The sequence below is a fragment of the Gemella sp. 27098_8_92 genome (assembly GCF_041433685.1).
GTDB lineage: Bacteria > Bacillota > Bacilli > Staphylococcales > Gemellaceae > Gemella.
The window spans coordinates 70,615-83,432 of sequence record NZ_JAPWBZ010000002.1 but is presented as its reverse complement, the minus strand read 5'-3'; the positions used below and the strand labels follow the sequence as shown (position 1 = coordinate 83,432).

General features: G+C 29.0%; 15 protein-coding genes and 6 tRNA genes. 1 reads left to right on the top strand and 20 read right to left on the bottom strand.

All coding sequences use genetic code 11. The features are described 5' to 3' along the window. Positions 1-26: 26 nt before the first annotated feature. The 19 genes from rpsA to O3802_RS01720 all read right to left on the bottom strand — a co-directional run bounded on the left by rpsA (position 27) and on the right by O3802_RS01720 (position 11,043). A complete protein-coding gene (gene rpsA / locus O3802_RS01810; RefSeq protein WP_371458036.1) occupies positions 27-1,241 on the bottom strand; it encodes a 30S ribosomal protein S1 in 1,215 nt (404 codons plus the stop codon). A gap of 82 nt (positions 1,242-1,323) precedes the next feature. Continuing rightward, positions 1,324-2,055 (bottom strand): tRNA (guanosine(37)-N1)-methyltransferase TrmD, encoded by a 732-nt coding sequence (trmD, locus tag O3802_RS01805; RefSeq protein WP_371458035.1) that lies wholly within the window; start codon positions 2,053-2,055, stop codon positions 1,324-1,326. Further along, positions 2,055-2,564 carry a ribosome maturation factor RimM gene (rimM, locus tag O3802_RS01800; protein WP_371458034.1) on the bottom strand — a complete coding sequence of 170 codons (510 nt, stop codon included), beginning with the start codon at positions 2,562-2,564 and terminating at the stop codon, positions 2,055-2,057. Before rimM ends, trmD begins: the two co-directional genes overlap by 1 nt. 12 nt (positions 2,565-2,576) lie before the next feature. Then, on the bottom strand, positions 2,577-4,037 hold the full coding sequence (locus tag O3802_RS01795; protein ID WP_371458033.1) for a PhnE/PtxC family ABC transporter permease: 1,461 nt from the start codon (positions 4,035-4,037) through the stop codon (positions 2,577-2,579). A gap of 73 nt (positions 4,038-4,110) precedes the next feature. After that, positions 4,111-4,848 (bottom strand): phosphonate ABC transporter ATP-binding protein, encoded by a 738-nt coding sequence (gene phnC, locus O3802_RS01790; RefSeq protein WP_371458032.1) that lies wholly within the window; start codon positions 4,846-4,848, stop codon positions 4,111-4,113. A gap of 150 nt (positions 4,849-4,998) precedes the next feature. Next, positions 4,999-5,349 (bottom strand): DUF6568 family protein, encoded by a 351-nt coding sequence (locus O3802_RS01785; protein ID WP_371458031.1) that lies wholly within the window; start codon positions 5,347-5,349, stop codon positions 4,999-5,001. Positions 5,350-5,500: 151 nt separating this feature from the next. Further along, positions 5,501-5,576 (bottom strand) — tRNA-His (locus O3802_RS01780). Positions 5,577-5,600: 24 nt separating this feature from the next. Continuing rightward, positions 5,601-5,673 (bottom strand) — tRNA-Phe (locus tag O3802_RS01775). A 4-nt stretch (positions 5,674-5,677) separates the two neighbouring features. Further along, positions 5,678-5,753 (bottom strand) — tRNA-Asp (locus O3802_RS01770). Positions 5,754-5,770: 17 nt separating this feature from the next. Then, positions 5,771-5,845: transfer RNA gene (locus O3802_RS01765), tRNA-Glu, on the bottom strand. Positions 5,846-5,856: 11 nt separating this feature from the next. Continuing rightward, positions 5,857-5,944: transfer RNA gene (locus O3802_RS01760), tRNA-Ser, on the bottom strand. 2 nt (positions 5,945-5,946) lie between these two features. Continuing rightward, positions 5,947-6,020: transfer RNA gene (locus O3802_RS01755), tRNA-Asn, on the bottom strand. 183 nt (positions 6,021-6,203) lie between these two features. After that, positions 6,204-6,974, bottom strand: a complete 771-nt coding sequence (locus tag O3802_RS01750) for a YlmH family RNA-binding protein (protein ID WP_371458030.1) — start codon at positions 6,972-6,974, stop codon at positions 6,204-6,206. 7 nt (positions 6,975-6,981) lie between these two features. Next, a complete protein-coding gene (locus tag O3802_RS01745) occupies positions 6,982-7,260 on the bottom strand; it encodes a YggT family protein (protein WP_004632221.1) in 279 nt (92 codons plus the stop codon). A gap of 2 nt (positions 7,261-7,262) precedes the next feature. Beyond that, entirely contained in the window at positions 7,263-7,667 is a 405-nt protein-coding gene (locus O3802_RS01740; protein WP_371458029.1) for a cell division protein SepF, read from the bottom strand. 204 nt (positions 7,668-7,871) lie between these two features. Next, positions 7,872-9,017: an AI-2E family transporter gene (locus O3802_RS01735; protein ID WP_371458028.1), complete on the bottom strand. Its 1,146-nt coding sequence runs from the start codon at positions 9,015-9,017 to the stop codon at positions 7,872-7,874. A 20-nt stretch (positions 9,018-9,037) separates the two neighbouring features. After that, complete coding sequence (locus O3802_RS01730; protein ID WP_371458145.1) at positions 9,038-9,211, bottom strand: DUF1146 family protein; 174 nt, start codon at positions 9,209-9,211, stop codon at positions 9,038-9,040. Positions 9,212-9,266: 55 nt separating this feature from the next. After that, the gene (gene corA / locus O3802_RS01725; protein WP_371458027.1) at positions 9,267-10,220 is read right to left on the bottom strand and encodes a magnesium/cobalt transporter CorA; all 954 of its coding nucleotides are present in this window, start codon (positions 10,218-10,220) and stop codon (positions 9,267-9,269) included. Between the two features lie 67 nt (positions 10,221-10,287). Further along, entirely contained in the window at positions 10,288-11,043 is a 756-nt protein-coding gene (locus O3802_RS01720; protein WP_371458026.1) for a TrmH family RNA methyltransferase, read from the bottom strand. A 169-nt stretch (positions 11,044-11,212) separates the two neighbouring features. Here O3802_RS01720 and O3802_RS01715 point away from each other — a divergent pair, with 169 nt between their 5' ends. Then, positions 11,213-11,599 carry a rhodanese-like domain-containing protein gene (locus O3802_RS01715; RefSeq protein ID WP_281665717.1) on the top strand — a complete coding sequence of 129 codons (387 nt, stop codon included), beginning with the start codon at positions 11,213-11,215 and terminating at the stop codon, positions 11,597-11,599. 131 nt (positions 11,600-11,730) lie between these two features. Here the strand turns inward: O3802_RS01715 and rpoD are convergent, their stop codons facing one another. Next, positions 11,731-12,816 (bottom strand): RNA polymerase sigma factor RpoD, encoded by a 1,086-nt coding sequence (gene rpoD / locus O3802_RS01710; RefSeq protein WP_111743030.1) that lies wholly within the window; start codon positions 12,814-12,816, stop codon positions 11,731-11,733. Positions 12,817-12,818 lie beyond the last annotated feature (2 nt).

Sequence of the window (12,818 nt, the reverse complement as noted above, 5' to 3'; positions counted from 1 at the left end):
TCTACTGCCTTTATTTTATTTCTGAATTAAAGTTCGATATCTTTAAATTTATCAGCCATGCTAAATGAAGTATCTTCATCTTTTAAATAAGAAGTGTCAAATTCTGGTTCTTCTTTTACTTCTACTTCTTCTTTGACTGGTTTTTCTTGTAATTCTTTAATAGATAGAGATAATCTTTCATTTTCAAAGTCAATGTCTAATACTTTAACAGTTACTTTATCTCCTTTTTTAAGCACATCTTCTACATTATCAACACGCTCATGAGATAGTTGAGAAATGTGTACTAATCCTTCTACATCATCCATTACTTCAATAAAAGCACCGAATGCCGTTATATTACGAACAACTCCCTCTAATACATCTCCTGCTTTGATTGTTGCACGAGCTACTTCCCATTGTGTTGGTAGTAAAGTTTTTGCAGATAATGAAATTTTTTCATTTTCTTTATCAACTGAAATTACGGCAACTTTTACTACATCTCCTACTGCTAAAACATCTGAAACTTTAGAAACACGAGCATGAGAAATTTCTGAAATATGTAATAGTCCATCTACTTCTCCAAGGTTAATAAATGCACCAAAGTCTGTAATACGACTTACTTTACCTTCAATTACATCACCTTCGTTAATGTTTCCATAAACTTCAGCTAATTTTTTCGCTCTTTCTTCTTCTAATATTACGCGTCTGTTTAAGATAATTTTATTTTTATCTTTGTCTACTTCTTCAATCTTGAATGTATATTCTTGACCTACAAATTTTGATAAATCTTTTCTGAATTTTGTATCAATATAAGAACCTGGGATAAACGCGCGTAATCCTTCTACATCAGCAAGTAATCCACCTTTAGTTTGTCCAGATACTGTTGCAGTGATAAATTCACCTTTTTCAAATTTTTCAATTAATTGTGTCCAAGATAATTCCATTAATTTTCTAAATTCAGCATTTTCTAAAATTTTATGTGATAAGTAAATTACACCTGGAACATCTTCAGATCTTTTTTCACGATCCGCACGAATACCTGTTACTTGTGCTTCTATTTCGTCACCTACAGATAATACTTCCTCAATATTTTCAAATGGTTTTCTTGTAATTTGATTACGTAAAATTACGCAGTCATATTGTGCTCCTGCTACATCTACATATACTTTATCATTTTCTATTTTTGATACAGTACCTGTTACTTTATCTCCTTTTTTTAGCATTTCTGAGCTATTTAATAATTCCTCAAATGAAGTTGTCATTACTTCTAATCCTCCTGTGCTTGCAAATACATACTATAATATTATTATACATTAAAATTTTAAATATGTCATTTATTTTATGTTAATTTTTTAATTCTTTTTTTATTTCATTAAGAAGTTTCTCTTCTTGTTCACTTAGTTCATAATTTTCTAGTAAATCTGGTCGTCTTAAATATGTTCTTCTTAGGCTTTCTTTAATTCTATAGATTTCAATATTTTTGTGATGACCAGATGTTAATACATCAGGAACTAACATTCCTCTAAAATCTTTAGGACGAGTATATTGTGGATATTCAAGTAGACCAGTTGAAAATGAATCGTCTTTGTGAGATTCTTCTTTTCCAAGAACTTCAGGAACTAACCTAGCTATACTATCAACCATAGTCATAGCAGCAAACTCTCCACCTGTCAAAATAAAATCTCCTATTGACAACTCATCTGTTACAAGATATTCACGAATTCTTTCATCATATCCTTCATAGTGACCGCAAATGAAAACTAAATGCTCTTCTTTTGATAATTCTTCAGCTTTCTTTTGGCTAAATCTTTCTCCCTGTGGACAAAGTAGAATAATTCTTGTTTTATCGGTCTTATTCAAACTTTCTATTGCATTAAATATCGGTTCTGGTTTTAGTACCATTCCTTGACCACCTCCAAAAGGATAGTCATCTACCTGGTTATGTCTATTTTCAGAAAATTTTCTATAGTCAACAATATTTATATCAATAAGTTCCTTATCTTTTGCTTTTCCTAAAATAGAATGATTAAGTGCATCAAACATATCAGGAAATAACGTCAAAATATCTATTTTCATTAGTCAATTAACCCTTCCATAACCTCAATATTAACTTTTTTGTTTGTAATATCAATTTTTTTCACTACATCCTCTATATACGGAATTAAAATCTCTTTACCATTTTCTCCTTTTATTACCCAAACATCATTAGCACCAGGTGTTAGGATATCGATGATCTCTCCAAGATTTCTATCATTTTCATCAAATACTTGACATCCTATAATTTCATGGAAGTAAAACTCATTTTCTTCTAACTCTCCTACTTCATCTGAATCAATTTTTATTTGTAGATTTTTTAATTTTTCTGCTTCCCCAACTGAATCAATTCCTTCAAACTTAACAAGAAGAAAATTCTTATGGTTACGATAACTTTCAACAATAACTTCTCTTATTAGCTGGTTTCCTCGTGTTATTAATAATTTATTTCCTTTTTTAAAACGCTCTTCTTCAAAATCTGTTGAAGAAATAACTTTCACCTCTCCTTTTAAAGAATGAGTGTTTACAATTTTTCCTACTTTTAAATGCATCCTAATCTCCTTCTATTTTTTTACTTTAACTCTTATTAAATACGATATATTTTCAATAACTATTATAGATAAACATAAACCTATTAATAAGACGGAAATTCTATTCCAATTTCGATATTCTATATTATTAACTAATAGATGCCCTATTCCTCCTGCACCTACCATACCAAGTATTGTTGAGTTTTTTATATTTGCCTCCAAACGATATAGGGCTATAGTTATAAATTCTGGAAAATATCCATTAAATATTATTTTTATATAACTTATAAAATTACCTAGGCCCAAACTTTTTGTGGTAAGTAAAATATTGTCATTTATTCCTTCTAATACTTCATTATACATTTTTGTCATAACACCAACTGTATAGATATACAAAGCAAAGAAGCTACTTATTGCGCCTGGCCCAAATCCTCTAAAAAATATTAACGCAACAATAATTGGAGGAAATGTTCTAAAAATATTAATAATTACTTTTCCTACTATTGCTTTATATTTACCAAAAAGATTTGCTGATGATAAATATGATGTAAATATAGCTGTTATCGCTGCAAAAATTGTTGAACTAATAGCTATCTCAATGCTCACTAAAAGTGCGGAAATCATCTTGCCGCTATATGCCCAATCTGGATTTAATATACCTGTTATTAAGGTATTTAATTGTTTTATCCCTAAAGCAAATCGTTCTCCAGTAATATCGATAAAGTTACTAACATATATAATACTAAAAATTATAATTCCTAATAATAAACTTCTGAAAACATTTTTCTTTAAAATAAACACTTTATATGTTGTATTTATATTATTTTCTAGATTTCTAAAGTAGAAGCTAATCAAATCAATAATAAAAATTAAAATTACTAGTATTAGAATTATTAATGATACACGATCATAACGCAGATGGTTAAGTTCTTGCCATAACCTTTGCCCTATTCCTCCTGCACCGACTAATCCCAAAACACTAGCTCCTCTTATACTCGATTCTAGCATTAAGAAATAAACTGATATTATAAATGGCTTTAAGTTAGATAAGATTCCATTTTTGTAAATAATAAATTTTGATACACCTAGCGTCTCCATTGCTTCTAGATGTTTTGTATCTATTTCTTCTGCGTACTCTTTTAATAGCTTCGAAGCTGTTAATAGATTTATAATATACATACTTACAAAGCCACTAAATACTCCTGTACTAAATAAACTTACTAATATTGCTGCAATAATTAGAAATGGAATAGTTCTAAATATAGAAAAGACTCCACTTATAACTTTTGGAATTATTTTAAATTTAAATAAAATATTAGTTAAGATAGGTAATAAAAATAACGCGGTAATTAGTGCTAAAACTGATGAAAATAACGCAATATTTATTGTTTCAATAATTGGTGGATATAGTTCTTTAATTATTGTAAAGTCTAACGGATACATCCTTAATAATAAATTATGAATTCTTGAAAATCCTATAGAAAAATTTTCCACATGATATGAGTCATATCCTATAATAAAAACTAAAAGTATAAAAATACATATAACTAATCTTTTCAACTGTCTTTTAACTATAAAGCTCTTCAAATTCATCATCGCTCACCTTATCAGAATCTTTATAAAATAAAATCTTCCCGTCTTTTAAACCAAGTATTTTTGTGCTGTATTTTCTAGCCAAATTAACATCATGTAAATTGATTAATACTGTTATTTTATTTTCTTTGTTTAGTCTTTTAAAAGTATCCATTATTAAAGTTGTATTCTTTTCATCCAAACTACTCACCGGTTCGTCAGCCAGTAACAATTTAGGATTTTGTGCTAAAGCCTTAGCTATAGCCACTCTTTGTTTTTGTCCACCTGATAAATACTTAGATTTTCTAAATGCTTCTTCTTCTAGACCTACTTGTCTCAAATATTCTAAACCTTCCAGATAATCTTTTTTTGTATATCCCGCTAATAATCCAAAGAATGACTTTTTAGCTAAATATGGTGTTAGAACATTTTCTACGGTATATAAATTATCTAAAACATTATAATCTTGAAATATAAATGCTATTTCTCTTCTTACTAAGTTTAATTGTTTTTTTCCATATTTTAAAATATTATCCGTACCAAATATTATTTCACCTTGTTTAGGTTTATTCAAAACATTAAGGCATCTTAATAATGTTGATTTACCTGCTCCACTTTTCCCAACTATAGCAATGAAATCTCCACTTTCCACTTTAAAAGATATATTATTTAAAACATTTTTATCCGCATAATTAAAAACTAGATTATTTATCTCTAATTTTTCACTCTTCATTCTACATCCCCCATATATCTATAGCAATGTATAAAACAAACTACCACACAATAGTAATATTTCATAAACACTATTATATCACTTTATATTATTTTTTTCAGCAATTAATTAAAATAAAACTTGCTATTAACAAATAGCAAGTTAATAAGATTATGCATTTATAAATGTTAAAATTTCATCTACAGTTAAACTAGAATTACATACTACTCTAACTTCACCGTTTTCTGAAACTAGTAATCCTGGAACTGTTTTTACGCCATATTTTTCACGTAATACCTCTATACCTTGTAAATCTTCAAAGCTTTCTGTATTAATAAAATATGCTTCTATATTATTTTTTTCAACAACTTCACTTAACTTTGGCATGAATTTTTGACAAAATGGACACGTTGCTCTACCTAAAAATAAAACAAACTTATCTTCTTGTTCTAATTTTTCAAATGCTGTTTTTGAATCAATTATCTTATAATTTTCTAAATTTTCTTCAAATGTTTTTACCATAATTTTATCTCCTATATTTATAACTTATTATAATTATCTACTATTTTACTCTTCTTTAATATAAGAAGCTATTTTTTTGCTTGAAAATAACTCAAAAATAAAAAAGTAACATGCAAAACTGCATATTACTTCTACTTACTTTTCAATAAAATGGGGCGGCTGATGGGAATCGAACCCACGAATGTCGGAACCACAATCCGATGCGTTAACCACTTCGCCACAACCGCCAAAATGCTATAAAAATAAAAAAATGCCTTGAGACAGAGTCGAACTGCCGACACATGGAGCTTCAATCCATTGCTCTACCAACTGAGCTATCAAGGCAAAATGGCGGTCCCGACGGGAATCGAACCCGCGATCTCCTGCGTGACAGGCAGGCGTGATAACCGCTACACCACGGGACCTAACTCTTATTCTCAAATGGTGACCCGTACGGGATTCGAACCCGTGTTACCGCCGTGAAAGGGCGGTGTCTTAACCACTTGACCAACGGGCCAATAAAAAAAACGGAGCAGGAGGGATTTGAACCCTCGCGCCGGTTTCCCGACCTACACCCTTAGCAGGGGCGCCTCTTCAGCCTCTTGAGTACTACTCCAACTCCACAGGCAGGACTCGAACCTGCGACCCTCTGATTAACAGTCAGATGCTACTACCAACTGAGCTACTGTGGATAAATATTCACTTTGCAATGAACATTATTTATTATACAAAAGTATTAACATAAAGTCAATACTTTTGTATAATTTTTATTTGTACATTTGTAAATGATATGAGACAAAAAAAGAGAAAAATAAAAATACTCACAATTATAGTTATAAATATGAAAAAATAACTGATATTAGATACCAGTTATCCTATACAAGTTTTAATACTTTTATTCTATATTTCAAGCTCTTTTTATTTTGAGTATGCTCTTTTAAAATAAATCTCCCATATCTTCTTATAGAAATCACGTCCCCATTGACACAATTTTTTTCTCCATTTTTTATTACAGAATGATTTAATTTTATAAACTCTTGTTCTAAAAATTCTTTGACTTTACTTCTTGATTTATTAGTAATTTTGGCCACTAATGAATCTAACCTAAATGAAGAACTTATAATATCAAACTCCTCGTATTCTTTTTCAATACTAACTTCCACTAAATCTATTTTTTCAAATTGTAAATTTATCCTACCTATTTTAGTTAATTGCATCATAATATAATCGGCAATCTCTTCGTCCACAAAAATATAGATTTCTCTTTCGAGAACAACTACATCTCCAATTCTATTAAAATTAATTCCCATATTGTGAACTGCACCAAGTACATCACGATGTTGAATTTTATCAAACTTATTATTATAATTTGCCCTCAAACAAGTTATTTCATAATCAATGTCATAATACTCATTAGCGATTATCTTAGCTTTTTTTCGTTCAGCATCTGCTGTTCCACCAAAAAAGTTAATACTTATATTACTATAATTATACATAATAATTTTTTTTAATATAACCTGTTCAAAATTTGTTAAAAATTTAGTCACTGTATTCCTATTATCAGAAATACTAACACTCTGTAATAATTTTTCTGTGGCATCTCTTTCTTCTTGTGTTAAAAAGGATAATACATTTGTCTTTTTCATAATTAAATTAAACCGTGAATAGTAAGCTAATCAACACTCGTTGAATAATATTAAGCCCAATAAACGCTATAATTGGAGAGATATCTAACATTCCAAAAGGTGGAATAATTTTTCTGAAAATTTTTAAATATGGCTCACAAATAGCAGCTAAAAACTCAACTATAATGTTATTCCTAATTTGAGGAACCCATGAAGTAAGAATATAAGCTAATATGCTATATTCATAAAAAGAAAATAAATAATGAATAAACTTATAAACCCAATAATACTCTGTTATATTCAGCAATATTAATACTCTCCTTCGTAAAAATCTCCAGATACTTCTACACCATTTGGCACACATAGATAAATATCTTCACCAATAGTTTTTAATTTAGCTCCTAATGCATAAATACCACCAGAAATAAAGTCTAATAATCTATCCGCTGTTTCTAAATCTAATTTACTCAAATTGATTATTACCACTTTATTTCGTTTAATATCATCAATAATATCCTTGCTGTCAGCAAAAACTAAAGGTTCTGTTAATATAACATTGTTAGTTTTAGTAGATGGAGTTACAGTCTCCACAGATTTGCTAACCGGTACTTCTTTTTTTACTTTTTGTTTTTCAATCGAAGCTGAATTTTTTTCTACATTTTCATCTCCAAAGTCATCCTCATTTACAAATAAATTATTAAATTTCTTCATCATACTCATAATTCTAAACCTCAATCACTATATTTTAACTACACAATTATATCATAAAAAAACATCTTTTTAAAATAATATACTGTCTATGTATAAATATATATTAAAAAAATAACCTTAAAACTAATTAAATTTTGTACCGTTCTCCAAAAAGTTAGATTTTCTGTCTAACTTTTTGAGGTCGGTAAGTTTAAGGCTATTTTATAATTATCCGTAATATTTATCATATCTATTTTTTAATAATGTTAATAATTTAACTATTAATACTTTTAAAATAGAATACACTGGTATACCTAAGATCGCACCTACAACACCTGACATGTTTACTCCGATTAAAATAACAAAGATTACAGTCAGAGGATGCATTTTCATGCTTCTTCCCATAATATTTGGAGAAATAATATTCCCCTCTAAAAACTGAACAATTCCCCAAACAACTAGCATTTTAATAACCATTACCCAACTTGTTGATGCTGCTACCAACATTGCTGGTGTTATAGCAATAACTGGCCCTAGATAAGGAACAATACTTAAGAATGCTGCTATAGTAGCTAATGAAAAAGCATAATGTAATCCTATAATGTTGTATCCTATAAATAACATTACCCCTATACATAATGATACAAGCATCTGTCCTTGAATATATGATCCTACTTTATCATCTATTTCTTCAATTGTCTCAGCCACAGGTTTCTCTAATTTTTTAGGTAAAATACTTATAAAATACCTATTAAATGTAGTAGCATCTTTCAGTAAAAAGAATAATACAAACGGCATTGTAATAAGTACTGACGCAGTTGAAGATAAAGACGAAGCTATATTTTGTGCTACTAATGTTGCAACTTCTACTGCTTTTGAACTCAGCTGGGAAATATTCAAATTATTGTTCATATACTCTATCACTACTTGAACATAAGCATTGTCTGAATAAGTATCTAGATACCCTTTTACTATTTCGATATATCTAGGTAATGAAGTTATTAAATTTTTTGTTTGTTCCGCTACTATTGGAACCATACCAATTATAACGACTAAAATAACGATAACTCCAACTACAATGGCTAATAAGCTCGCTAAAAATCGAGACATCTTTTTCGAAAAGAAATTTACCAACGGATTTAAAATATAGTAAAATATATACGCTACAATAATGGGAGTCATAATACTTGATACTATCGCATTTATCGGTGTGAAAATATAAGAAATTTCTGTGTATAAGTAAATTGCTATCCCTAATAAAATAACGATTAGTAATATATATATTATAAACTTACCACCAAGAAATGCTAGTAGCTTATCTTCTTTCGTTATTTCAGACTCTTTATTTAATTCTTTTTTACTATTTTCTTTCATAGGCTCTCCTCTCTAAATATTTATTTTACTAATGTGAGCGATAACTCATATATAGTAATTATAGTCATATAAGAAATATACCCTATTACCAACGATAACAGGCTAACTAGTATCTTTATCTCTCTAGTACTATTTCTTTTGAAAAATTTACTAAAATCTACTTTTAACATTGAATAGTTGGAAAGTATAATCATAGTAAACAATACTATTAATTTAAAAATATTCATAAGCATATCCTTTTTGTTGATATTATTTAAACATATCAAGCCAACCTTTTTTCTTGAAAAACCATAGCATTCCAACAGCTACACCTAACATCAACGCACAAATGATAAAATAGCCGTACTTCCATTTAAGTTCTGGCATATAATCAAAATTCATTCCATAGAGTCCTACTATGAAAGTCAACGGTAAGAAAATAGTAGATATAACTGTTAGTGTCATCATAATGTTGTTAGATTTAAGTGAGTTATATGTCATAAAGTTTTCACGAATATCACTGGCAAGCTCTCTGTTAGCTTCAATTATCTCTGTTTGTTGAACAAGGTCATCATAAATGTCGTGGAAATATTTTCTATCATTGTCCGTCATTTCTACACGACGGGAAACTAAGAATCTGTGTAATACTTCTCTCATCGGACGTAGGCCTCTACGTAATTTTAGAAGATCTCCTCGTAATTCAAAGACCTCATCCATAATTTTGCTACCCGATTTATAAAAATCTGATTCCTCTATCTCATCTAACCTATTTTCTATTTTTGAAATAATAGGGATATAGCCTTCTACTATTTCCGAAACTAACATATGCATTACATGCAGTGGTGAATATTGTTCACCTTTTTGTAAAATTTTAGGAATTATCTTATTAATGTAACGAATATGAGAGAGGTGAAACGTTACAATATAATTTTTCCCAACAAACATATTAATAGTTTCATAATCATTATCTAAGTTTTTCAATACGTGCGAAACTAAAAATATTTGTTGTCTTGTTATTTCTATTTTAGGCCTTTGTAAAAGTGTTAAACAGTCTTCTATTAATAATTCGTGGAATTTAAAAAAAGTTGATAGTAAATTTATTTCGCTACGAGTTGGATTTTCCAAATCCACCCAATACCAAGCTATATCCTGGTCTTTAAGTCGTTCTAAATTGATATCAGTTAAAATATTTCCTCTTTTATCAACAGCTAGTGTTTTTAACATTAGACTTCACCTCTCTTCATTTTTTACATCTACAATAATACCATAATTAACTAAAATAGTAAATTTATTATTTTAAATTACTAGAAATATAATGCATGACAATTCCTGCTGCTATTGAAACATTCAAACTTTCAGCACAACCTGGCATACTTATTTTAAGTAAATTATTTACTTTACCTAATATTTTCTCATCAACACCCGAGCCCTCATTACCGAAAATGACTGCTACACGACCTGTTATATTGTCTAATTGTTCTAAGTATTTATCAGCTTTAAGAGATGTTGCATAAATATTAAATTCTTTCATTTCTGATATTAAATGCTTAATATCTATATTTTCAAAACAGTCTATATGGAAATTACTTCCTTGAGTACTTCGTATGACCTTTTGTCCATAAATGCTTGTTGTACCTTTTCCTAAAATAATACAGTCAAAAGCAAAGGCATCTGCTGTTCTTATTATAGTTCCAAGGTTCCCAGGATCTTGTATTCTATCAAGAATCAATACTTTATTGTACTTAGTTATATCTAGTTCTCTTTCTTTTATACCACACACACCTATTATCCCTTGCGTAGCAATAGTATCCGTAATAGATTTCATCACACTCTCTGATACTACGGTTACTTCTCCAGTAAAGCATGATAATAAGCTTTCATCAGAAAAGTTTTCAGAAATAATTATTTCTTCTACTACATTTGCTCCTAAAGCTTCTTCTATTAGATGTTTACCTTCTACTAAATACTGTTTATATTTTCTGATATTTCTATTTTCTTTCAGTTTTTTTAAATCTTTTATTTTTTTGTTACTAACCGATGTAATCATTATTTCTCCATATTAATTTATTTTATTAATAATTTAAAACTATACTAATAAAGTTATACACTATCTATAGTGCATATAGCTATCTACTTTTATAATTATAATCAATATTGAACAAAATTACAAATTATGATATAATGCTTTTATTAATATTTATGCAAAGGAGTACACTATGTCATCATTTTTAGTATCATCTTTAATAATACTAGCTATTTTTGCTGTAGTTGGGCTATTTAATTACTTCAGATTAAAAGGTGCTGTTACTAAGCTTCCTTATGAAGAATTTAGAAAAAATCTTAGAAAAGTTCAATTAATAGACGTTAGAGAAAAGGAAGATTTCAAATATGCTCATATTAATGGGGCTAGAAATATGCCTAGTTCTCAATTTAATTTCTTATATTCTTCACTTAGAAAAGACCAACCTATTTATCTTTGTGATAAAAACGGAACATTAGCTCCCCGTGCGGCTCTCACACTAAAAAAACACGGTTATACTAATGTTTATATGTTAAAAAATGGTCTACAAGATTGGAAAGAAAATTTAAAAACAAAGAGATAATAATTATAAAGAGTTTTTTTGCTTAAATCCCATTTAATTAAGGCAAATTCCTCTTTTTAATTCTTATATTATCCTTTTGAAAACCATATAAAAAAGACGGTTTAAAACCGTCTTTTTTATATTTATAAAATTTACTCCATAAATCCTTTTAATTTATTTAATTTAGAAGGGTGTTTTAATTTTCTTATTGCCTTGGCTTCTATTTGACGAATACGCTCTCGCGTTACTCCAAAGGCACTTCCTACTTCTTCTAAAGTGTGTGTCTTTCCATCTTTTAAGCCGAAACGAAGTTTTAGAACATTTTCTTCTCTATCTGTTAATGTTTCTAGAATCTCTTCTAATTGCTCTTTTAACAACTCATTAGCAGCATGTTCCACCGGAGATTGAGCATCTTTATCTTCGATAAAATCTCCTAAATGTGAATCATCTTCTTCTCCTATTGGTGTTTCAAGAGATACTGGTTCTTGAGCAATTTTTAAAATTTCCCTAACCTTATCTGGTGTCATATTCATCTTTTTAGCAATTTCTTCTGGTTTAGGTTCACGTCCTAAATCTTGAAGTAATTGACGTTGCACACGAATAAGGCGGTTAATTGTTTCAACCATATGTACTGGAATACGGATTGTTCTTGCTTGGTCGGCAATAGCACGTGTTATAGCTTGACGAATCCACCATGTAGCATATGTACTAAATTTAAAACCTTTAGAATAATCAAATTTTTCAACAGCTTTAATTAATCCCATATTCCCCTCTTGGATAAGGTCTAAGAATAACATTCCACGTCCAACATATCTTTTAGCGATACTAACTACAAGACGTAAGTTTGCTTCTGCTAAATCTTTTTTAGCTTGTTCCTTTTCTGATTCTGTTCCACTTTCAATTATTTTAGATAATTCTAATTCTTTTTCTTTTGATAAAAGAGGTACTTTCCCAATTTCTTTAAGATACATTCTTACTGGGTCATTAGTTCTAATCCCAGCAGGCACTGATAAATCTTCTAAATCTAGTTCTTCCTCTTCTTCCTCGTGATTTTCATTAATTAAAATAATATCTTCATTATTTAATTCTTCATAAAAATCATCCATTGTTTCTGAAGAAATGTCTAATTTAGATAAAGCTTCTATAATTTCTTCTTGAGTAAGCTCACCTTGTTTTTTACCTTTTTCCAATAATTCTTTTCTTATTGTTTCAAAATCTTTTATCTTTTTATTAGCCATCT